18 protein-coding genes are annotated in these 22,862 nt (G+C 57.7%); 6 read left to right on the top strand and 12 right to left on the bottom strand.

The window, feature by feature from the left end:
* Positions 1 to 139 precede the first annotated feature (139 nt).
* Together RA19_RS18705 and RA19_RS18700 are read left to right on the top strand one after the other, a co-directional pair.
* Positions 140 to 502 carry a DUF2958 domain-containing protein gene (locus RA19_RS18705; RefSeq protein WP_039165377.1) on the top strand — a complete coding sequence of 121 codons (363 nt, stop codon included), beginning with the start codon at positions 140 to 142 and terminating at the stop codon, positions 500 to 502.
* 185 nt (positions 503 to 687) lie between these two features.
* Positions 688 to 1,203 (top strand): hypothetical protein, encoded by a 516-nt coding sequence (locus RA19_RS18700; protein WP_152615817.1) that lies wholly within the window; start codon positions 688 to 690, stop codon positions 1,201 to 1,203.
* Positions 1,204 to 1,225: 22 nt separating this feature from the next.
* Here RA19_RS18700 and RA19_RS18695 read toward each other — a convergent pair whose 3' ends face one another.
* Together RA19_RS18695 and RA19_RS18690 are read right to left on the bottom strand one after the other, a co-directional pair.
* On the bottom strand, positions 1,226 to 1,828 hold the full coding sequence (locus RA19_RS18695; protein WP_039165375.1) for a hypothetical protein: 603 nt from the start codon (positions 1,826 to 1,828) through the stop codon (positions 1,226 to 1,228).
* Positions 1,825 to 2,583 carry a ParA family protein gene (locus RA19_RS18690; protein ID WP_039165374.1) on the bottom strand — a complete coding sequence of 253 codons (759 nt, stop codon included), beginning with the start codon at positions 2,581 to 2,583 and terminating at the stop codon, positions 1,825 to 1,827. Before RA19_RS18690 ends, RA19_RS18695 begins: the two co-directional genes overlap by 4 nt.
* A gap of 480 nt (positions 2,584 to 3,063) precedes the next feature.
* On the opposite strand from RA19_RS18690, the gene RA19_RS18685 reads away from it, so the two are divergent.
* The 3 genes from RA19_RS18685 to RA19_RS18675 are packed head-to-tail and all read left to right on the top strand — an operon-like array spanning position 3,064 to position 7,403.
* On the top strand, positions 3,064 to 3,606 hold the full coding sequence (locus RA19_RS18685) for a hypothetical protein (RefSeq protein ID WP_039165372.1): 543 nt from the start codon (positions 3,064 to 3,066) through the stop codon (positions 3,604 to 3,606).
* Positions 3,599 to 5,503 carry a relaxase/mobilization nuclease domain-containing protein gene (locus RA19_RS18680; RefSeq protein ID WP_039165371.1) on the top strand — a complete coding sequence of 635 codons (1,905 nt, stop codon included), beginning with the start codon at positions 3,599 to 3,601 and terminating at the stop codon, positions 5,501 to 5,503. The genes RA19_RS18685 and RA19_RS18680 overlap by 8 nt, the downstream gene beginning before the upstream one ends.
* Positions 5,504 to 5,513: 10 nt before the next feature.
* Positions 5,514 to 7,403, top strand: a complete 1,890-nt coding sequence (locus tag RA19_RS18675) for a type IV secretory system conjugative DNA transfer family protein (RefSeq protein WP_039165369.1) — start codon at positions 5,514 to 5,516, stop codon at positions 7,401 to 7,403.
* 452 nt (positions 7,404 to 7,855) lie between these two features.
* On the opposite strand, the gene RA19_RS18670 is transcribed toward RA19_RS18675, so the two are convergent.
* The 8 genes from RA19_RS18670 to RA19_RS18630 form a co-directional block, all read right to left on the bottom strand.
* Positions 7,856 to 9,946, bottom strand: coding sequence for a dipeptide ABC transporter ATP-binding protein (locus RA19_RS18670; RefSeq protein WP_039165367.1), 2,091 nt, complete (start codon positions 9,944 to 9,946; stop codon positions 7,856 to 7,858).
* Positions 9,947 to 10,081: 135 nt separating this feature from the next.
* Positions 10,082 to 11,296: an ABC transporter permease gene (locus tag RA19_RS18665; protein ID WP_039165365.1), complete on the bottom strand. Its 1,215-nt coding sequence runs from the start codon at positions 11,294 to 11,296 to the stop codon at positions 10,082 to 10,084.
* A gap of 15 nt (positions 11,297 to 11,311) precedes the next feature.
* Positions 11,312 to 12,364, bottom strand: coding sequence for an ABC transporter permease (locus RA19_RS18660; RefSeq protein WP_039161255.1), 1,053 nt, complete (start codon positions 12,362 to 12,364; stop codon positions 11,312 to 11,314).
* Positions 12,365 to 12,486: 122 nt separating this feature from the next.
* A complete protein-coding gene (locus tag RA19_RS18655) occupies positions 12,487 to 14,151 on the bottom strand; it encodes an ABC transporter substrate-binding protein (RefSeq protein WP_039165363.1) in 1,665 nt (554 codons plus the stop codon).
* 623 nt (positions 14,152 to 14,774) lie between these two features.
* Complete coding sequence (locus tag RA19_RS18650) at positions 14,775 to 15,122, bottom strand: DUF1932 domain-containing protein (protein ID WP_039165361.1); 348 nt, start codon at positions 15,120 to 15,122, stop codon at positions 14,775 to 14,777.
* A 27-nt stretch (positions 15,123 to 15,149) separates the two neighbouring features.
* Positions 15,150 to 15,953, bottom strand: a complete 804-nt coding sequence (locus RA19_RS18645; protein WP_039165490.1) for an IS3 family transposase — start codon at positions 15,951 to 15,953, stop codon at positions 15,150 to 15,152.
* A 26-nt stretch (positions 15,954 to 15,979) separates the two neighbouring features.
* Positions 15,980 to 16,267, bottom strand: coding sequence for a transposase (locus tag RA19_RS18640; protein ID WP_039165359.1), 288 nt, complete (start codon positions 16,265 to 16,267; stop codon positions 15,980 to 15,982).
* A 763-nt stretch (positions 16,268 to 17,030) separates the two neighbouring features.
* Positions 17,031 to 17,612, bottom strand: coding sequence for a CGNR zinc finger domain-containing protein (locus RA19_RS18630; RefSeq protein ID WP_039165355.1), 582 nt, complete (start codon positions 17,610 to 17,612; stop codon positions 17,031 to 17,033).
* 149 nt (positions 17,613 to 17,761) lie between these two features.
* Between RA19_RS18630 and RA19_RS18625 the strand changes: the two genes are divergently transcribed.
* Positions 17,762 to 18,670 carry an alpha/beta fold hydrolase gene (locus RA19_RS18625; protein ID WP_241479104.1) on the top strand — a complete coding sequence of 303 codons (909 nt, stop codon included), beginning with the start codon at positions 17,762 to 17,764 and terminating at the stop codon, positions 18,668 to 18,670.
* 518 nt (positions 18,671 to 19,188) lie between these two features.
* On the opposite strand, the gene RA19_RS18620 is transcribed toward RA19_RS18625, so the two are convergent.
* Complete coding sequence (locus RA19_RS18620) at positions 19,189 to 19,743, bottom strand: TetR/AcrR family transcriptional regulator (RefSeq protein ID WP_039165486.1); 555 nt, start codon at positions 19,741 to 19,743, stop codon at positions 19,189 to 19,191.
* A gap of 46 nt (positions 19,744 to 19,789) precedes the next feature.
* Positions 19,790 to 22,861, bottom strand: a complete 3,072-nt coding sequence (locus RA19_RS18615; protein WP_052261923.1) for an efflux RND transporter permease subunit — start codon at positions 22,859 to 22,861, stop codon at positions 19,790 to 19,792.
* Position 22,862 lies beyond the last annotated feature (1 nt).

The following is a 22,862-nucleotide window of genomic DNA, read 5'->3' as shown; positions in this document are numbered from 1 at the left end:
AGCGATTACCGGTTGCAGTTGCTACCCCCACGCTTCGCCAGCGGGTCAGGTTTTAGAGACGGCGCCCTTTCAGGGCTCTGCTCAAAACCCGAGCCAAAGGGGACAAGCCGATGGCTCACTTGCATAGGAGATGTTGGGTATGAATTTGTTTGCGAAGAACCAATTTGAGGAACTGTTGAAGAACGGATCCATTGCAAACCGTGAGAGGGCAGGGGAGGTGGCTGAGGATTTGACACGCCAACCGGTGGTGAAGCTCTTCACGCCTTGGGGGGCCGCAACTTGGTTGCTGAGCGAGATTGATCCGGAAGACCGGGATATCGCATTTGGTTTGTGTGACTTGGGAATGGGCTGCCCGGAGCTGGGGAGTGTTTACATCCCGGAGCTGCTGGCCATTCGCGGGCCTTTCGGCTTGCGGATCGAACGTGACCTTCACTGGGGACCGAACAAGCCTCTGGTCGACTATGCGAAGGAGGCGCGCAAGCACGGGGCTATTCAAGCCTAAGATAAACCTGAACTTGCAAGGGGATAAGGCCTGCCCTAACCGTGTAGCCAATACCCCCCTGATCTTTAGGGCAGCTGACCGGCCAGCGCTGGTCAGCTGAGCCTGCAATATTGAATTGACAGCGGCGGAGCTGGCGCTCGGATTACTGAGCCCAGAGGCCGGATAAGTTGAGGACCATTTTTCCAATGAGTGAGATTATGAACACCTTGCGCCAGACCTGGCGTTCTGCCCAACTCTACATTGGCTTTCACCGGGATCAGAAGGGCGCCCGGCGTTCGCAACCGAAAGTGTGGCCGCCGAAGAATGCCAATGCCAGCATTCATAGCGATCCCAGCGAACAGGAAGCCTTTGTTGTGGTCAAAAGCGCGCAAGGGGATCCGGAGCAGGATGTTCAGATCAAACTGCGCTCGGACAAGATAGTGCTCCGCCGCGATTTCCAGGACGCTTGGAACGGGGTTCTTGTAACGGAAGACTTTGTAACCGTTGCGGTGGCAGGGATTTCCATCCGGATCAATCATGACGGCTCAATCACCCGCGAAAGCGGGACAGATACCACATGGGTTGAAGCGGATGGATCCGTTCTGAAGAAAACCGAGTTTGCTGAGGCCAGCATTTCGGCCGATGGAATAGATCTGAAGCGCCGCACATCCGACAGCATCGCCGCCGTTGGCAAAGACGGGGTGATTGCAAAGCCGCGGTAGGGCAGGGGGAAACGAGTTGTTTCTAAAGATCCCCTATCGGCTTAACCGGGTTCACTTCGCAAAGCACCCGGGCTTCCTCCTGAAGCAACTGTGTGAGGATCGGCTTACAGGCGTCTTTGGCAATGCCAAGACCGAACGGGTCGAACCACTGATTGAGAACCCGCGCAATGTCGCCTGTGTAGGTGGCTGTGTGCCTGATGTAGAGCCCACCTGAATCCGGTGCGGGAACAACGGGTTTGACCTGTCCGGCGGCCAGAGATTTGAAGCGATCAGCCGCCTTGATCCGCAGTCCCTTCAAGATCGGCTCTAATGGCTGCCCATGTGCTTCAGCCAGCTGCTGAAGCCGCTTGGACAGGTCTTTGCCGAGGTTCAGGCGGAAATTGACCTGAATGGCCTTGCCTGTTCCTGGATGGAGCCGCCGCGCGCCAGGTAGCGGGTCAGTTGCCGGTGTCTGTTCTGACGTAACCGGCAATGAAGTGACGGTTTCAATCTCCTCAACCGGGATGTCCGGCTGCGGGCTGGTTTCTTTGCTGGAATCCGATAGCGGACGTTCAATCAACGCTTCCTTCTTGGCATAGAGATCATCGGTGCCGGTCAAAACCAAACGGCGCTTGTCCTTCTTCATGGTCTCGGTCCTTTCATGAGCTCAAGACAAGCCGAGAGCAATTCCTCAGCTTCAGCGACCGCATTCAGAATGTGCTTTGGGTTCTTCGCGAATGCTTCCGACTGGTCGTTGTGGCGGGTCAAGATCCGGCCCAGCAACCCTTCGCGATCCATCATCTTGTACGCTTCCCGTTCCTGCAGGCTGGCCGAAAGGAGCTTCAGATGCTCCTCCGGCTCGCTGTGGCTGACGCCAACAAGCGGGGATGAATGGACTGTTCGAACCAGCCTGGCATCCCCAGCTGACGGCCGCGACGGCAGCCGGTTCAGCACAACCCTGAACTCTGGCAGAAGATGAGGAGAGACAGTCCTGCTTCGCATGCGGAACAAATAATTTGCGGTGCCGCGGGCCGTCTCCAGGTCTGATTGTGACAGCAGCATTGGGCAGAGGATCAGATCTGCCAGTGTAGCGTAGGCATCATGATCACGGCTGGCATCTCCAGCTGTGTCTATCAGCAGGAGATCAATTGCACCTTCAGCCGCAAGTTCCCCTGCGATTTCCTCTGCTTCCTGTGCATCGTGGGTCTGATAGGCTTCGAATGCCGGCGCCCACAATCCGGCTTCCGCCGAGCGCATTGCCCAGTCTGCCAGGTTGCCGGTCTGGTCCGCATCTATGAATGCGCAACGCAATCCAGTTGCATCGCCGGCGCTGAGCAGGGTTCTGGCGGCTGTGGATTTCCCCGCACCGCCTTTCTGGTTCATGAGAGTGATGGTGTGCATTCGTGCTCTTCAATGTCTTGTATTGGTAGCGGTCTAGGGTGGTGCTGGCGGGCTGTTTTTTTTGCCAGCTGTCATCGTGTCATCGTGTCATCGTGTCATCGTGTCATCGTGTCATCGTGTCAGTTTGCTTGTTTGCTTCTTTGGCGTTCTGACAGTCTGCCGTTTGTCACTTTGTCTTCTTGCTGCATTGTCAGATTGGCATCCTTCCCATCCTGCGCTTTGTCATTCTGTTAGCTTGTCACTTTGTAATTTTTGATTTTAGTTCAATTGTTTAACTGCCATATGTCCGCATGTCAGAGTGCCAGAATGGCCCCATGGTATGTGCAATGACAGAAATTGAGCAATATTCAATATTGCAGTTGATCACACCTGAATTGGTTGCTAGCGAAGGGTTGAGAGGAAGAGTGACGCTGGCAGGATATGCCTAATGTCCACACATTTTGTCAGTCGGGGTCCATGCGGAAGCCAAAGCGAAAAAGATTGACGATCGAGCAGCGCCAGGAGCTGGCACAGCGCCATGCTGCTGGAGAGGATGTTCGGGTGCTGTCCGAAGCCTTTGGCGTGTCGGACCGGCAGGTCTATCGGGTGGCTGCAGAGGGTCAGGGCGACACGCGGGGCAGGGTGCTGGTGTCGAAACACGTGACCTTCCGGGCCCCCAAAGAAGAGATTGATGCCTTTCTGGCCAGTGCGGGTGCAGTTGGGATCACCGGCAAGAGCCAGGCCTTCCGGGCTTTGGTGCGGATGGCATCAGGCCTCTTTGAGCTGTTTCCGGATCAGTTGGAGCGGTTCAACCGTTCTGCCTGGCTGATCGGCAAAGAAGGCCAGCTGCTCAACCAGCTTGCCAGAAGCGTTCACCGGGGCAAGCTGCGGCTCACAGATGAGGACCGGGTCTTGCTGGCAAAATGCCTGGATGCGAACACAAGGCTCTACAGTGAGCTGCGCGCAATTGTCGACGAGGCCAAGTCGCGACGTGGCTATGCTCTCTCGCAGCTGTCTGAAGTGAAAGGGCAGGGGGATGGGTAACCAGGACCGTTTGAGCCTCTACCATTCCGTCATGGGAGAGCTCTGGGAGGAGGAGCATCGGCGGGCCGGATCCGCCCGGGAGAAGGCGGCTGCACGCCAGGTCCGCAGCTACAGAAAATCGGGGCAACCCTCCGTGCGCAATATCGCCAAGGCAGCACGGGGCTCCCGGGCGGCTGTGTTCAAGCGGATCCGCAATGGCGGATGCAAGACCCGCCGCTCACTGGGCAGCCAGCTCGACTATGTGAATGACAAGGCGGTCTTCACCTTCTCCACCTCAACCAATCTGCTGACCAGCGGCGCCACGCTGAACGCGGAGCAGAAGGAGCAGATCGTCGAGCAATGGAGCGGGACCTGGCGGGGTACAGCAAAGCTCGGGTTCACCAGCCATATGCTGCTGAGCTTTCCAAAGGATGTCACTGCCGATCAGGTCCGCGACATCGCCATGGACTGGTGCGAGCATTTCTTTGAAAGCGGCTACTATGGCGACGAATGGGATTATGTCGCGGCCATTCACACCGACAGGGAACATCCACATGCGCATATCCTGCTGAACAACCGGGGCAGGGATCAGGGGCTGTGGTTCTCCTGCTGGGCAGGGGGCGTCATGTCTCCCCAACTGATGCGGGAGAAACAGGCGGAGATTGCAGAGCAGTACGGCGTTTCGCTGGACGCCACCACCCGGCTGGAGCGGGGGATTTTTGCCAGGCCTGCGGGGCTGGAGGAGATCTATGCGGCCAAAGCAGAGGGGCGCAGTGCCAGGGAGATTGCGCTGACACCGCAGGAGGAAGCTATGGCGCAGGCCGCCGTCACCGACTTTGCTAAAGAATACCGGAACGTGGCGGACCTGCTGAACCGGGGCGATCGCTCGGAGCTGGCCTCTTCAGTGCGCCAGATGGCTGCAACGCTCGATGCGGGGCAGGCATGGGATTTGGAACAGGGTGATTTTGACATGAGCGGGATACAGACCGTAGGCGAGGCTATTGAGTATGCGGAACGGCGGATTGATGAGATCCGGACGCATGCCGAAGGCCTCGCGCAGCCGGAACGCACAGCGTTTGAGCTCAGGGCCGCTCCGGTGATTGCCAGCCTGTCGAAGATGGTGCCGGATCCGGATCTGCGCGTCAGCTACAATCAGGAGCTGGCGGACCCCTATCCGCCAGGAGCGGGCGTCATTGGCCTGGCAGATGCCCTTGCCGACCGGGAGAATAGCAAAGAGCTGTCTCAAATCCTGCAGGACGGCCAGGAGCTGGGGCTGAATACGGATGAGACTCTCGCCCGTCTGGAGGCGGGCGGGACCCGGAACCACGGGCTTGCCAAGGAATGGGTGGATCGGGATCTCTCCGCCATCCTCAGCAGGCAGGGACTTCGCCTTGAAGAGGCCACTGAAGAGCAGCTGGATGCGGCGTTCGGCACACTCGACCATTTCCAGATGCGTCTTGCCAATGCACTTGGTGCGGAAATGAAGAGCGCCTTCGCAGCGCTGGAAGGGGAAGATCTTGTCCGGAGTGCCGGGAGTGCTGCCGCGGAGGACAGCCGCACCGGCAGTGCCTATATCCGCCAGTTGGCTGAAGAGCTGCGCAGCGGTGATCTTGAAAGCAGCCGGGAAGAGGCGCTGCAGAAAACACTGCTGGGAGAACTGCACAGGGAGTTGGGAGACAAAGGGCTGGCGGAGCTTGACCGGGGCAATTGGCAAGTCCTGGAAGAGGTGCTGCCGGGCAAGGGGGATCAGATTGCAGTGACCCAGGCCTATCTGGAAGCAGCAGCTGAAGAGCGCGGGGAACCGGAACTGGCAGAGACCGCTGCAGAGCTTCAGCAGGTTAAGAGTTCAGAGCGGGCAAAGGAAATCGCAGCCGGATTGCAACGCGATTGCGGGCTGGACGATGAGTTGGACCTCTGAGGGGGCTTCCATGAACAGCCCTCTGAAACTTGGTCTCCTTGTCCTGTTCGGCGCCGCTTGCGGCGCCATGGCTGGAACAATCCTGGGCAGCGCTTATCTGGCCCTTGCCCTTCGGCAGGGCACTGACGGTTTTGACATGTTCAGCCTGTGGGCGGCGCCTGGTTCTCTGTGGGTGCTGCATCCCGATGCCTACAAAACCGCCTTTGGGATGGTTGGTCTTTTTGCACTTGGCATGGGGCTGCTCGCCTTTGTCTGGACGTATCGTAAACAAAGGGACGACTACGGCTCTGCCCATTGGCAGACAAAGAGCGAGCTTAAGAAGAATGGGATGCTACGCCCATTGGGGGCCGGTTTTGTCTGTGGAAAATTTGGTTCGCCGAAGTCATCTGCGCCTTTCGTGTCCTCAACTGACATCCCGCATGTGATGATGGTGGCGCCAACCCGGGCCGGGAAAGGGGTGGGCTTTGTGATCCCCAACATTCTTTCGTTTGGCGGCAGTGCGGTAGTGCTCGACGTGAAAGGGGAGAACTTCGAAAAAACCGCCCGCTACCGGATGGCAAACGGCGATGAGATCTACCGGTTCTCCCCCTTTGACTGGGCCAACGGCACCCATCGCTACAACCCCTTGGAGCGGATTGCCAAGTCCGGGTCTTTTGCGGAGCAATTCACCGAGGTCAGTATTCTCGCCGATTTGTTCCTGGACAAGGACAACAAGCAGTCGGACACATTCTCGGAAGCCGGGAAAACCATCTTTGTGGCGGCTTGCCTTCTGGCTTTGCAGCGCGGCAAGGCCACTCTCGGTGAGGTATGCCGGATTGTCTCTGATGGCTCCGACAAGAACTCGCAATACCTGGCCTATGCGGAAGAGGCCAACGAGCCCACGCTGGAAATGCTCTGGACAAATGCAGCCAGTGCATCGGACCGTCTTTTGACAAGCAATATACAGGCGCTGAAAACCGCCGGTCTCAAACAATGGGACAATCCAGCAGTAGTGGCTGCCACCAGCGAAAACGACTTCGACTTTTTGACCTTCCGCAAGAAACCGCAATCGCTTTACATCGTGGTGACCGAAGACCATATCCCCACGTTGTCGCCGCTGCTGCGTTTGATATTTGCGGATCTCATTGCCAGCCTCCGATCACACGAGCCTGCACGGGATGAGCCCTGGCCGGTCATGATCATGATTGACGAATTCCAGCAAATGGGAGCGATGCCATACATCGAGCGGGCAATCCATACATTGGCCAGCTATGGCGGCCGTGTCGCAATGATTGCTCAATCCCTATCTGCTCTTGATAAGATTTACGGGCAGGAAGGCCGGGAGAGCCTGGAGAATGGAGCTGGTCTCAAACTGTACATCACGCCACGCGATGCTCGAACGGTCAGAGAAGTCTCGGCTGCAGTTGGGAAAACCACGCGGGAAGCTGTTACCGCCTCCTACGGCAGAGACAAATGGTTTCTGGGAGCGCAGTCGACTGCCAGTCGGCTTGAGGAGCGCCCGCTTCTGTCGGAAACCGAGGCTAGGTTCATGGATCCGGATGAGGTAGTCATTCTTGCCCTACCTCAGCATCCCATCAAAGTCCGGCGGATCAAGTACTTCGAAGATCCGGTGCTCAGTGAGATGATGAATGCGCAAGTAGGTTGGGAGCTGCCGTATCCGCCGTCGCAGAGGATCGTGGTAGAGGAAAGTACTTCCTCGGAAGACGCACAAGGGAAATTGGTTAGGAATACCATGCCCAAGAAGAAACTGCGGGTTGGCAGAAGGTTGCAGCTGACAGCTGGCACGAAGGTTGCTAGAGAACAAGGTCCTTCCAGTTTGGACAAGAATGGTGATGTCCCTGAAAGCTGGCAGTTGCTGATCGCTGAGGGACAGGAGTTGTTGACTGTCACTGAGAACTGACCCGGTATCCCCCAAAATTGTCACTGAGAATTGACCCATGCGAACACACTGTCCCGACGTTTTGGTGCGGGGAGATTTGGAGTGATCGACTTGGGATTTTTGAGTGTCATACGAGGTTGGGCATTGCGAGACAAAATGCCAATCAGAGAGATTGCCCGACGCACTGGCCTGTCTCGTAACATCATCAAAAGTATCTGCGTGAAACCGGGGAGAAGCGCTATGCGTCATGACCCGGCAGGAGCTTCGATTGTGATCATGCTGCGGAGCCTCAGGAAATCGGAAGTTCGCTGCGCGTGCGGCGTTTGCCTCCCCGAAAGGCAGATTGTCTCATTTTAAGTGTAAAAAAATCGCCCTGCTTCTGCAGGGCGACTAAGTGGGCCGGAGACACAGGGAGAAAAATTTCCGACCGGGAAGTATCAGCTACTTTAAGGTAATCATTCGTTTGCTCACATTTACTCCGCGGCGACCTTGATGACCGGAGCCATCCGCTCAAGCACTTCGTCGCTGAGGTGGCACTTGATCTGGTGGCCGTCCTCTAGCTGGCGCACCGGCGGCACTTCGCGCTCGCACAGGCAGCCAGGCACTTCGGACTTCCAGCGGCAGCGGGTCTGGAAGGGGCAGCCTGGGGGCGGGTTCATCGCCGAGGGGATATCGCCTTCGAGAACGATGTGCTCCTTCTCTACCGAGGTGTCGGCAATCGGAACTGCCGAGAGCAGCGCTTCAGTGTAGGGGTGGTAGGGCGGCGAGAACACCTGGTCGGTATCGCCCAGCTCCACCACATGGCCCAGATACATCACCATCACCCGGTCGGACAGGTAACGCACGATCGACAGGTCGTGGGAGATGAACAGCAGTGTGGTCTTCTCGTTGCGCTGGATCTCCATCAAGAGGTCGGTGACCGCTGCCTGCACTGACACGTCAAGCGCTGAGACGGGTTCGTCCGCGACCACAATCCGAGCGCCGCCGGCAAAGGCGCGGGCAATGCCAACACGCTGCTTCTGGCCGCCCGACAGCTGCCGCGGCATCCGGTCGGCAAAGGCGCGGGGCAGTTTCACCAGGTCCAGAAGTTCCAGCATCCGCTGTTTACGCTCGGCCTCGGAATTGCCGATGCCAAAGATTTCCAGGGCCCGCATGATCTGGCGGCCGACGGTCATCGACGGGTTCAGCGTGTCAAACGGGTTCTGGAACACCATCTGAACGTCGGAGACGGTCTTGGTGTCGCGTTCCTCGATCGGCACCTGTTCGATGTTCTGATTGTCGAGCAGGATTTGGCCTTCGGTGGCGGTCTCCAGCCCCATCAGCACCTTGGCAAATGTGGACTTGCCACAGCCGCTCTCGCCGACGATGGCGAGGGTCTCAGATTCCCGGGCCTCGAAGCTGAGGGTCTCGTTCGCCTTGACCACCTTCTTCTCGCCGCCGCCGAACAGGGCGTTGGCGGCAACCTCGTAGTATTTCTTGAGGTTGTCCATCTTGAGGACGACTTTGCCGGGCGCGGTTTTTTCCTTCTGCTCGCCCACTTCCAGCGGTGCGTTCCAGTCGATCTCCTGGAACTTGAGGCAGCGGGTCTCATGCCGGTCATTGCCATGAACCGGCGACATCGGGATCACCATGTCCTGGTCGCAGCGGCCTTCCTCGAAATAGTCGCAGCGCGGGCCGAAGTTACAGCCGGGCGGACGCTCGTGGGGCAGGGGGAAGTTGCCGGGGATCGCCACCAGCGGCCGCGAGTTCTTGTCGGCGCCGGGCAGCGGGATCGAGCGGAACAGCGCCTGGGTATAGGGGTGCTGCATCTCGTCGAACACATCCTTGATCGAGCCGCGCTCAACCGCTTCGCCGGAATACATCACGCAAAGACGGTCGCAGGTTTCCAGAACCAGGCCCAGATTGTGCGAGATGAACAGCATCGAGGTGCCGTATTTCTTGCCCAGATCCTTGACCAGTTCGACCACCGCGGCCTCGACGGTCACGTCGAGCGCGGTGGTGGGTTCGTCCAGGATCAGCAGTGCGGGCTTGGACATCAGCGCCATCGCAATCACGATCCGCTGCTGCTGGCCGCCCGACAGCTGGTGCGGGAAGGAGTTCAGCATCCGCTCCGGGTCGGGCAGACGCACATCGGTGACCACTTCCAGCGCGCGGGCATAGGCCTCTTTCTCGCTGACGCCTTCGTGGATCATCGGCACTTCCATCAGCTGTTTGCCGATTTTCATCGCCGGGTTCAGCGAGGCCATCGGCTCCTGATAGATCATCGCGATCTCATTGCCGCGGATGTCGCGCAGCTCTTCGGCGCTCATCTCGGCCAGGTCGCGGCCCTTAAACTTGATCGAGCCGCCAACGACGCGGCCGTTCTTACCCAAGTCCTGCATGACGCCAAGTGCCACGGTGGACTTGCCGCAGCCGGATTCGCCAACCAGGCCCACAGCCTCGCCGGGCTGCACGGTGACCGAGAAATCCATCACCGCGGGAATTTCGCGCAGGCGGGTGAAGAAGGAGATCGACAGCTTGTTGATCTCGAGGATCGGGCCGTCATAATCTGCCATTTTGCTCATTTTTTGTCTCCCTGTTGAGGCTGGAAGGGACCGGATCCCTTTCATCTGGCCTCAAATATCCCGGGGGGCTGCCAACTGTGGCGCCACTGGTTCAAGCCCAGTTGGCGGCGGGGCTGGCCCCCCGGATTTCTTGGATCAATCCTTCAGGCTCTCTTCGCGCAGGCCGTCAGCCAGCAGGTTCAGACCAAGAACCAGCGTCAGCAGGGCAAAGGCAGGCGGCAGAGCCGGGTGCAGGTAGATCGACAGCAGCTTGCGGCCGTCATTGATGGTCGATCCCCAGTCCGGGCTTTCCGGCGGCAGGCCGAGACCGAAGAAGCCCAGGGTGCCGAGAAGGATGGTGGTGTAGCCGATGCGCAGGCAGAAATCGACAATCAGCGGCCCGCGTGCGTTGGGCAGGATTTCCCACAGCATGATGTACCAGGGGCCTTCACCGCGGGTCTGGGCAGCGGCCACATAGTCGCGGGTTTTGATGTCCAGCGTCAGGCCGCGCACGATGCGGAACACCGTGGGCGAATTGACGAAGACCACCGAGACGAAGACCACCAGGATGCCGCCGGGAATGTCGAACAGGTCCATTGCCTTGGGCAGGCCCGGGATCGAGTAGACCGGGGTGTTAATCAGGTAGCCGCCGTTGGAGACCAGCTGCAGGTAGAACCAGATGATCGTGCCCAGAACCACCGGCAGCAGCCAGTTGCGCACTTTGGGGCGGGTGTAGAACCGGGAGTTCAGCAGTACGCCGACAAAGATGATCGGGAACACGAACAGCACGATCGCCATATAGTTCGGAACGCCGGTGGCGACGATTTCCGGAGTCACCAGCAGGTAGAACAGCAGGATAACCGGGAAGGCCAGGATCAGGTTGGCTGCGAAGGACAGGATGGTGTCCAGGCGGCCGCCGTAATAGCCTGCAGGCAGGCCCAGGGTGATGCCGACCATGAACGCGAACACAGCGGCCATCGGGGCGATCTTGATGACTTCCCAGGCACCTTTGACCAGGCGGCTGAAGACGTCGCGGGCGAGGTTGTCGCCGCCCAGCAGGTAGTAAGCGTAATCGCCTTCCTCAGCACCTCGCATCGGGGTGCCGGGGACCTTGTTCTTCATACCTGATACCTGGGTCAGAGCGTCGTGGGTCACGATCATGTCCATGGCTCCGTAGATGCCGGTGAACACCCAGAACATCACCAGGCCAAAGCCGATCATGCCGATGGGGCTGTCGAACAGCTTGCCGTAGAGGCCCAGCTTGCGTTTGAAGCCGATGGAGAAACCGTAGAGGATCACCAGCGAAATCCAGACCGGAGACAGCTGGTAAATGATACGCCCAGCAATTTCGAGTGTGCTAAGAGGTTCCATACTCTGCTGCCTTCCTTAAGAGATCCGGATACGCGGGTTCAGGTACACATAGCCGATATCGGAGATCAGCTGAGTGACCAGCACCACGACAACTGAGACCACGGAGACGGCCAGCAGCAGTTCGATGTCATTATTGCCGGCAGCTTCCACCAGCACCCAGCCGAAGCCCTTGTAGTTGAACAGGGTCTCGACGATCACCACGCCGTTCAGCAGCCAGGGGAACTGCAGCATGATGACGGTGAAAGGGGCGATCAGCGCGTTGCGCAGGGCATGCTTGATCACGATGTTGTGGAAGCTGACGCCTTTCAGACGCGCGGTACGGATGTATTGCGCGGTCATCACCTCGGTCATCGAGGCGCGGGTCATGCGGGCGATATAGCCCATGCCGTAGAGCGCAATGGTCAGTACCGGCAGGAAGAAGTTTTCAAAGGTCGGGTTGTCCATCGCCGAGGTGGCGGTGCCTTTGAACCATTTCAGGCCGACAGTGGAGGATGTGAAAACGGCGATGAAGATAACGCCGGACACATATTCCGGGGTTGCCGTGGTCAGGATCGAGGCGGTCGACAGGCTGCGGTCGGTGGCAGAGCCTTCGCGCATGCCGGCCAGAACGCCGATGAGCAGCGCCGACGGCACCATGATCAGGAGCACGCAAAGCATCAGGAAGCCGGTGTTGCCCAGGCGTTCCGAAACGATCACGGAGACTTCGTCCTTGAAGCGGGTCGAATAGCCCCAGTCGCCTTGCAGAATGCCGCAGAAAGTCGATGCGTTTGCAGCCTCTTCCGCGGTCACGGTGCCGGTGATGCAGCGCCCTGTGAAGCCCTCCTCGGTCTCCCGGGTCCAGCCCGGCAGAACACCCAGCCACTGGCCGTATTTCGAGACCATGGGGCCGCCATAGCCGTTGGCATCCAGCCAGCTGGCCACAGCTTCGTCCGACATCCGGAAGTTGCCCTGGGTTTTGGCGAGTTTCTCAAGGTTCGGGTATAGGTTCGTCAGAAAGAACACGATGAACGTCAGGCACAAGGCCGTCAGCAGCATCACGCCCGATCGGCGGAGAATAAAAAGTCCCATGGGGTCCCCTGTCAGTCTGGCGCATCGGACCCGGCTGGTGGTGCGGGTCTCTTATCATCTAAGCTGGGTTGCACCGCCCCTGATGGGGCGGCGCTGGTGTTTGCAGTTTTGCGGAAGGGTGCTTACGCAGCCCAGCCCCACTTGTAGTGGTGATGCTCGAAGGACAGATGCATCTCGGCGTTCAGGATGCCCTCGCGCATATGGCGGTACACCGAGCGCCAGTAGGGCTGGATGATCACCGCTTCCTCCTGCATCAGGGCTTCGCCCCGGGCGACAATCTCGCGGCGCTTGTCGGCGTCGGAAATCGCCAGCGCCTGGCTCAGAATCGCGTCGAACTCCGGGTTGTTGAACCCGGTTTCGTTCCAGGCTTCGCCGGAGCGGTAGGCCAGTGCCCAGACCTGAACCCCCAGCGGGCGGTGGTTCCAGTTGGTCGAGGAATAGGGGTATTTCGACCAATCATTCCAGAAGGTCGAGCCGGGCAGAACCGTCCGTTTCACCTTGATGCCGGCATCGCGCAGCTGCGCGGCCACGGCATCGGTGGTGTTGCGGCGCCAGTCGTCGTCGATCGAGAACAGCTCATGCTCGAAATCCGCCAGACCGGCCTCCGCCATCAGCTCGCGCGCTGCTGCCGGGTCCACCTTCTGGGGCGGCAGTTCGGCATAATCCGGGTGGATCGGACCAACATGGTGATTTTCGGCCGGCTCACCGCGGCCGCCTAGCCCCAGCTCAAGGCAGACGGAATTGTCCACCGCCATCTGCAGCGCCTGGCGGACGCGCTTGTCGGCATAGACCTTCTTGCCCTCGACCTCAGCTTCCTGATTGGTGCGGATGACAATGGTGTTCATCGTGACCACTTCGGATTTCTGGTAGCCCAGCCCGTCCATCACATCGATGAATTCACCAACCGATTCAAACAGCATGTCGACTTCGTCGGATTCCAGCGCTGCGAGCCAGGAGGAGGGGTCGGTGCCGAAATCAATGTATTCGATGGTGTCCAGCGCCGGTTTGTCAAAGACCGCCTCTCCCCACCAGGTATGATTTTCATTGCGCGTCAAGGTTGAGCGAACGCCCACTTCCAGCGTGCTCATGAGATAGGGACCGGTGCCCACGTTGCTGAGCATGTCGCTCGTCTGGAACGAAGAATGCACAATAGCGGCCGGGTAATCCGCCATGCCCGCAATCAGCGTGATGTCCGGGCCGGGCAGATTGAGGCGCAGAGTATGGCTGTCGACAACTTCGATCGCGCCTTCCACGGCCTGGCCGCTGTCAGCATCCACCAGAGTGCTGAAACGGCCGGCCATCGAGTTGCCCTCAACCGATTTGTCGCACCAGCCGGCGATGTTGCGGGCCACGTCGTCGGCGGTGAAATCATCACCGTTGTTCCACTTGACGCCCTGGCGGACATTCAGGGTGTAAACGGTAGCGTCTTCATTGACTTCCCAGCTTTCCAGCAGCATGCCGGTGAAGGTGCCGTCGTTATTGTATTCCACTAGGTATTCAAGCGTGCCGCGGGTGAAGTTGGCGATCTGAGGCCAGTCGTAAGTGCGTGGGTCCTTGAGAGACCGGACTTCCTGTTGCACGCGGATGGTTCCGCCTTGCTTCATGTCGCCGGCAGCTTTTGCCGGAGCTGCCATACCAATCATGCCATAGGCCGCGGTTGCGGTAACGCCAAGCGCGGTAGCGCGGGTCAGGAACTCCCGGCGATGAAGCTTGCCGTCCAGCACTTCTCTCGCGTGCATCTTGGCAGCCCAATGGATCGTGGGTTCATTGATTGCGTTTTTACTCATTTGAGTCTCCCTGGTTGATTTTCGCTATGCGATCATGAATGATCTATTAGTGGCTAGAGGTTTGATTTTTCGTATTTTTATTGCGCAATATCAGCTAGATTCTGATAAGTTTCTGCGTTGCGTTGGCGCGAGCAGCTTGATCTTTCTCGGCCCGTTCGAAAGCTCCCTTTCACGTTTTCGGACATTGCTTTTCTTATGGTGCAGGTAAACTTATTCGACCCCAAACGGTAAAACCTTTGCCATTGCAAAAGAAATTCTTATGAGAAGCCTGCTGCTACGTTCAAATGGAAGTGGGACGGCAGGAGATCGGGCTGGACTCCTAGCAACTTCTGTGGTTGCCGCCCGTAACCTCCAGACTTGGCCCCCAGACACTACCGTTGCTTAGTACGACCAAGCTGGACAATAGAGACTAACGGCAAGCAAGGGTTAGGTCCAAAATCCCTCATTTGATGCGTAGGGCGTGGTTCTGAAACCGGTGTACACAGCACTTCGGTTACAACAACACAATCTTGTTTGAACGGGTCGGTTCATGTTTTGAACGCCTCGGTCGAGTTGCCGGTTATAACACTGTGCGTATTGGTTGTTACGCCGGTTCGTTGCATCAATTCCGCAGTGTTTCAGCCTCAAGCCTTTCTGTGTAGGCCCCGAACGGTGTCCTTCAGGTCGCGGGATTTGTCTCGGGTCCGGCGGGTCTCGGCGCCAAAGGGCGAGGCTGCGAGCATCTCCATCACGCGCGCCGCACCCCGGTGGAAATGTCCGGGCAGGGCGATGTCGTCAAAGCTGCGGGCGATCTGGTACATCTCGTCCTGCCAGCGCGCCGCGTCGCAGGGCAGGCGCGGGATGTTGACGCGGGCCCGGTCGGCCAGCGCGCTTTGGCTGGTATCGACCTCGGACAGGAACGTGTCCAGTATCCCATGCGCCTGCGCCGCCATCATAACGTTGGCCAGCAGCGCATTGCTCCCCTTGGTCATCGCGGCATAGGTTGTCCAGCCCCATTTCTATGTGCCAATTCGAAGTAGAGTTTCGGGGGCTGGGGGGCGCATGTTAAGTGCCTGATGCGGGCGGGTTTGATTGTATTGTCTGAGCCAGCAATTGATGACGGCCTGGGCCTGTTTCGTTGTTGTGAACCATTCAGCATTGAGAACCTCGTGGCGGAGAGTGCCATTGAACCGCTCGTTGTACCCGTTCTCCCAAGGTGACCCCGGATTGATCCGGATCGGGTTCACGCCAACTTTCTCGAGCCAGCTCTGGGTCGCCTGAGACGCGAACTCCGGGCCGTTGTCGCTGCGGACGAACTCAGGCTTCCCGTGGCGAAGAAACAGGCTGTAGAGCACCTCCAGGACGTCTTCGGAACGCATCCGGGTTCGGACTGTCACCGCGAGCGCCTGGCGGGTGTATTCGTCCAGAACTGTCAGCATTTTGTAGCTTCTGCCATTGCTGAGCTTGTCGTGAACAAAGTCCACGCTCCAGACGTGATTAGGATGCTTCGGCCGGAGCCGGATGATTGAACTGTCCTTGTGGTAGAGGCGTCGCTTCCTCTTATGCCGCCGCGGAAGTTGCAGCCCTTCCTCGCGCCAGAGGCGCTCTACCTTCTTGTGGTTGACCTGCCAGCCCTCGATCCGCAGCAGTTCGGCTATCTTGCGGTAGCCGTACCGGCCATAGTTCTTGGCCAGGCGGATCACGGCAAGCCGCAGGTCGTCATCGTTCTTTTCGACGGCCTGATACTGCATGGAGCTGCGTGCGAGGCCGACCACTTTGCAGGTCCGGCGCTCTGAAGTGGCAAGCTTCTGGCGCGTGTGAATGACAGCCTGACGAAGCTGACTTGCCGTCAGGCCTTCGGCTTTAGGTAACTCAGGCTTTCCTTGAGGATCAGCTTGTCCAGTTCCAGCTCCGCCACAATCTTCTTCAGCCGGGCGTTCTCTTTTTCGAGGCTGCGCAGCTCCGATAGCTGAGACCTGCCCATGCCACCGAACCGGCGCCGCCAAGTGTAGTAGGTCGCATCGCTGACACCGACACCACGGCAAGCACTGCGTACGTCGCTGCCATCCGCCAGCTTCAGTTCAATCTCACGCAAAAGCTTCAGGATGTCCTCGTCCGAATACCGTTTCCGAGCCATCTTCCGTCCCCCTTTCCTAGGCAAAAGTAGTGGCACAGGTTTAGGGGGCAAAGACAGGATCACACCATCAAACCGTGGGATCAAACACCTAGTCGTAGAGAGATTAAGTCAAAAAGGTCTGCATCCGCAGGCCTTTTTGCGTTCTAAGATTACCTTCTCCAAACTGCTCAGACGCGAAAGTCGTAGAAACGGCTGGCTGTCGGCTTTGATGATTTAGCGTTCTCCGACGGGAGCAATGTGCCAAGGTGGGTCTGCAACGATCCACAAAGCCGGCCGCAGTGTTTCTGGCCCTATAAAAATTACCATAATCAAAATTATGGGTATTAACATTTCTAGTGGGGAGCGCTGTCGGAGTACGTAAATAATGAGACCGAATTAATGAGACTCACCGGCCCATGGTTTCAAAAGCTTAAGGATCTGTGGTTTTCAGCCGGTTTGCCTGTCGTAACGAGTACCGCTGTTTGCGCGCCCGAGCAATTTCAGTGCCAGGTACTTCTCCGTAGGTAATCCAGCGAGTAGCAACGGTTTCCGTGCAGCCATGTTCGGCTCCGTACACTTAGCCGGTCGATCTAGGTCAATCAGCCACTTGTCTACCTGGTCACCCACGGCCCAATGCAGACATCTGCCACTACCCAGCCGCCGCATTGCAGCGGTCGTCAGAGCGGACATTGGCAACCGGGTGCAGCATTTCATCCCAAACTATGCCTCCCGGGGGCAAAGTGCGCTTTCGCTGCAATCTGCCTGAAGGACCGCATAATGCACGTCAATCCAGACTCTGCGCTCTTTGCGAATTCCGTTTGGTGAACGCTCTCTTTTTGGCCTTGTTGCCGCAGCGGCTCATGCTGCACCACCGCCGCTTTCCTGGCCGTGAATGGTCGACAAAATACACCGAACAGCCTTCTGCTGCGCATAGTCTGACTTTTGCGAAATCACTGCAGGTGAAGAGGTCGATTGCATCCCGCGCAATGACACCGAGTACAGTTTGCGCGCTGAGATCAGTGTTTGCTTCCAATGTCCTGCCCGACACACCCAATTGCACTGCGGGAGGCGGCAAGGCCGCAAATTCATTCAGCACTTGAATATCCTGGGCAGCCGGCTCCTCGCCGGAGTAAAGCCTGTCTATCACCCCAATAAGCGCCGCCCGAAGGCTTTTGGCCGCGCGCAATTCGTCATCGCTGGGTCCGCAGGCAACCGCTTGACCGGCAACAGTTGCCAGCCATCGCCCGAGATCCGCAGTGCCGCTGATTCTTTCGAAGGGAGCCCCGGCGCGATCACCAAGCGTTGCCATCCAATCGAGAGAAAGACGACCGGTTTCTGTGTGAAAATTCATGTCTTTAGATGGCATTTCCCGGCCTCCGAAAATTGGAACTTGTATAACCGGTTCCGCATCAGTATTCAAGGAACCAGTATAACAGGTTCATCTTGCGGTCGCGGGCAACAGCATGGCGCTGCTCCTGCCCTCGGATGGCCTTACCGCCACGGAAAGGATGCGTAATGTCCTGGCTTGATCTGCAAACAATCAAAGCTGGCAAACTCGAAATCGCCTATCACGAGTTTGGCCCGCGTGACGGCGCCCCGGCCGTTCTGCTGCACGGCTTTCCCTACGATGCCCGCGCGTATGATGAGGCGGCCGCCTGGCTCGCCGAACAAGGGATTCGATGCCTGGCGCCCTATCTTCGCGGTTTTGGCCCGACCCGTTTTCTGTCGCCTGAATCCATGCGTTCCGGACAACAAGCTGCGCTTGGTGCTGACCTGCTGGCATTCATGGACGCGCTCGGGATCGAACAGGCATGCCTGGGGGGCTACGATTGGGGTGGCCGTGCTGCCTGTATCGTTGCTGCGCTCTGGCCGGAACGCGTCAGCGGCCTCGTAAGCTGCGGACAAGGCTACAACATCCAGGACATTCCCAATGCCTGGAAACCCGCAGCACCGGAGGTGGAAGCCCGCTATTGGTACATGTACTACTTCCATACCGCGCGCGGGCGGACCGGTCTGGAGCAGCAGAGACGCAAGCTGTGCCGTCATATCTGGTCGCTTTGGTCGCCAAGCTGGGCGTTTGACCACGGCACCTATTCGGCAACAGCAGATTCATTCGAAAACCCGGATTTCGTGGAGATTGTCATTCACTCCTATACCCACCGCTTTGGCGGTGTCTCCGGTGATCCGGATTACGAAGAGATCGAAGCGCGATTGGCCGAACAGCCCACCATCACGGTACCCAGTATAGTCCTTCAGGGACGTGACGATGGCCTTGACCCGCCCGCAATCGAGGATTTCGACCGTCCTCACTTTGATGGACGTTATCAGCGCCGGATCATTGAGGGGGCAGGCCATAATCTGCCCCAAGAAACCCCCCAGGCATTCGCGCAGGCCATTGCAGAATTGGCTGGCAATGTTAGGTGAAGATGGCGTGAAGCCCTCCTAATAGTAAAAGACAGCCGGTTGCCGAAAGGAATGACGGCTTGGTGTTTAACCTGGTGGCATTCAAACGCTATGCAGCGTCCGGTAAACGGGCTCACAACTGACCTCGGATGCAACGCAGCATTAGTGCAACAGGGGCAATAGCCTCCGGCCAGAACGACCGGCCCTTTGCCGCCGTTGGCCACTGCGTTCCTCCGCTGCAATGCGGCCCGTAATTGCGGACTTTCGCTGCGACGCCGAAATCTGATGCTGGGTGAATTCACACACTGCGGGACAAAGCTGCCTTTTGCTGACGCCGCTATTACTGACGCAGAAAAGTTCTGCGGATGCGGCATGTTCATCGCCGCGTTGCCAACCGTATCGCTGAATCAGTCATTGAACGCCACGACGAGATCTATTGCTCAATCTGGTCTATAGCCGTGGCCAGGATCGATCATCAAGACGCACTGGATGTGGATCTTGTGCAGTGCCCGCTCCATATTGCATTCACTGCTATGCGTTCAACGTGCCGGGGCCTCAACAGAGAAGAGCCGTTCTACGTCTTCGAAGATCTCCTCCCACTCCATACTGTCAAACGTCGTCAATTCCATGGATTGCATGGTTATGAGAGATTCAAGGACTATGAAGCGTAGGCGGGCTTGCCGCGCTTGTTCGCCTGACAGGTTAAAACGGTCTATCTTTTCAGCGATCCAGTTACGGGCCGCCTCGCGATGCTCTACGTTTTGCGACATAAGGAACATCATCGCGGCGTTTTGGCGAGGTTTTCGGCTATGCAACTTTCTTGTGGCCAGAAGAAACAGGGAAAGCGGGTCAGATGGCTCGGTCTCGCTGCTCTGCAACTCAGAAGTTTCGGCCTCCAGATCATCGGACCATCTCTCGAACAAAGCGTCAATCAGGGCCTCTTTGGTTCCGAAATTTGACTGTATTCCACCTTTCGTTACACCCGCTGCTTTGGCGACATTTCCAATCGAAAGCGCATGGGCTCCCTTCGAAATGATGACCTCGTAGGCCGCATCCAACAGATCGTCTAAGTCCAGCTTTTTGTAACGTGCCAATTCTTGCTCCACCTGACTCTCATTCCGGTACCCACCACCTTTCGCTTTACTGCGCTGCGATTTCAACGACGGTTTTTGGATCGCTCGTCGTTGTGGTCGTATTGTTTCTACTCTCTTTAGGAGAGAACAGCAGGAAGATTGATGGCAGGGCGATGAGTGTGAAGAGCGTGCCGATGCTGATCCCTGCGACGATGACAATCCCGATGCTGTTGCGAGCCTCGGCACCTGGGCCTTCGACCAGCAACAGAGGGATATGCCCGACGATGGTTGCGATTGTTGTCATCAGGATTGCCTGCAGTCGCGATTGCGCCCCTTCGTTAATTGCCGTGACCCTATCCGTGCCTTGTTCGATCAAGCTACTGGCGAACTCGGTAATTAGGATGCCGTTCTTGGCAACAAGACCCACGAGCGTGATGATTCCGATCTGGGAATAGATATTGACCGAGGTCAGTCCGAGGAACGCGATCATCACCGCCCCTGATAAGGCCAAAGGAACAGAGCCTAAAAGGATGATCAGCGGTAGCCGGAAGCTGTTGAATTGCACCACCAGCGCCAGGTAGACGATGGCAAGCGACATTGCCATCGTTACAATCAGGCTATTCCCCTCCTGCTTGATCTGGCGCGATACACCGGCGTAGTCCAGCGTGTATCCCGGCGGCAGGATGTCGATAGCAGCCGCCTCCAGAACGGCAAGCGCCTGAGCCTTGGTTGTGCCGGGCACCACGCCACCGGTAACACGGAAGGCACGCTGTTGGTCGAATTTACCCAATGCACGCGGTTGCGCCGTCACGCTGATATCAGCGAGCGCTGCAAGGGGGACAAGCGTGCCGTCGCTGAGCCTGATGCGCAGCGCCGCAAGAGCGGCCGGATCCGCGCGAGTCTCATCAGCAGCCATGGGGATCACCTCATAGGCGCGACCATCAGCGTCGAACCGGTTCACATACCGATCTGACAGTTGCGCCGACAGCTGCTCGGTGATCGAGCGGCTGGTCAAACCAAGATCTGCAAGACGCTTGTGATTGTAGTTCAACTGCACAATCGGAAGGTCGGTTTTCAGGTCGGTGTCAACGTATAGGAACTTGCCGCTTTCAAACCCGGCAGCAAGAAAGGCATAGGCCAACCCTTGCATTTCTTCATAGGTACCTGGCCCTTTCACCACCATTTCAACGTCGAACTGACCTGCGGTCGGCAGCGATGCTGAAAGGAAAGGCAGAACCTTCAACTCACCAAGACCGGCAAGCGCGCCGTACAGCTGCGGCAGAATATCCTTGATGTGCTGCTCACGCTCGAAGAAGTCTTTGAACTCGATTCCGCCGAAGCCACCCTCCTTGGTGATGATTTGCCAAAAACTGTCGCTATCGGGCAATGACATTCCCAATGCGACAAGCTTGTCCATTCCCTCGTTGACCGCCTCAATAGAGCTCCCTGGGGCGGCTTGGATCACAACGTTGATGCTGCCCTGATCCTCGACCGGTGCGAGCTCTTTTGCGGAGAACATGTAGAACGGCACCACAAGCATCGAGAAAACCAGCGAGAACGCCAGGATCTGACCCCGCCAATTCAACAATCGTCGCAGCAGTGCTCCATAGGCTCGCGCCAACCGGTCAAAGGCAGCATTCACCTTGCGAGTCAGCCAGGCTTCCTGTCCTTTGTCACTCGTCAGAGCAGCGCTCATCAGTGGAGAAATGGCGACAGCGACAATGCCGGAAACAGCGATGGCCGTTGCAATGGTAAAGGCGAACTCCCGGAAAAGCGCGCCAGAAAGGCCAGCGGTAAAACCGATGGGTATGAAAACCGCTGCCAGTGTGAAGGTCATTGCTACGATAGGTTTGAACAGCTGACGCGAGCTTATCAACGCAGCTTCGATGCCCGATTTACCCTCGCGTTTGTGGCGGGCCACGTTTTCCACCACCACAATGGCGTCGTCGACCACAAGACCCACCGACAAGACGATTGCCAGAATGGTCAACAGGTTGAGTGTAAACCCCATTGCCATCATGCCAATAACAGCCCCCAGGATTGACAAGGGGATCGCCGCCAGCGGTACAAGAGCCACACGGATCGATCCCATCATGAACAAGATCACGATTCCAACCAGAATCACCGTTTCAGCCAGGGTCTTGAAAATTTCGGTCAGGGCCGAGCGCATGTAGACGGTGCTGTCATAGACGATGGAAATTTCCAGTCCCGCCGGAAGGCCAGCGTTAATCTCGTGGAGCCGCACATAGAGCTCGTCTCCAATCGCGATTTCATTTGCACCGGGCAGAGGCCAAATCGACAAGAACACTCGCTTTTCCTGACCATCGCGGGCATCGACGGGCGCAGTGTCCTCACCCATTTCAATTCGCGCCACATCCGAAAGTTTCAACTGATATCCATCGAGATCACGCAACACCAGCGCTCGGAAATCCTCTGCTGTTTTCAAGCTGGCATTAGTCAGGATGTTTAGTGTCTGTTGATCGCCTTCCAGATTTCCTACGGCCGCCACGAGGTTATTGTTTTGAAGCGCATTCATGACGTCTCCAACAGACAGGTTGAAGGCTGCCAGGCGCGACGTATCCATCCAGACACGCAGAGCCGGTTTGCGCCCTCCTTCCAACCCTACACGCTGTACGCCATCAATAGACGATAGGACCGGCAAAACATTACGGTCCATATAGTCCGTGATCTCATGACGCTGCCAATATTCGGAAGAGGCCGCCAAGTAGAAGGCAGCTGCCGCTCGATCGGCCCTCTTCACTGAAACGGCCGGGTCGTCGGTCCCGACCGGCAGTTCCGATCTTACCTTGTTCAACTCCGCAGACAGTTGAGCAAGTGCCAGGGAGCTGTCTTCTCCAAGTCTGAGCCAGGCGGTAACAGTGCTCTGCCCCGCAACGGTAGTGGAATCCACGAAATCCAAGCCTTGAATGGCGTTGGTTGCTTTTTCGACTGGATCCGTGATGAATCCTTGCACAACCTCTGCGGACGCACCGGTGTAATGGGTTTGCACTTCGATCGCAGCGCTTTCAAGCACCGGGAACTGTACGACCGGCACCTTTGTAACTGCAAAAAAACCTCCCAGCCCGAGAATGAGCGCCACAACCATGGCGAGAACGGGCTTGCGAATGAAAATGTCCATA

Source organism: Leisingera sp. ANG-M1 (assembly GCF_000813745.1).
GTDB lineage: Bacteria > Pseudomonadota > Alphaproteobacteria > Rhodobacterales > Rhodobacteraceae > Leisingera.
Note: the sequence above shows the minus strand (reverse complement) of the source record. Positions and strands in the feature narration are given on the sequence as shown.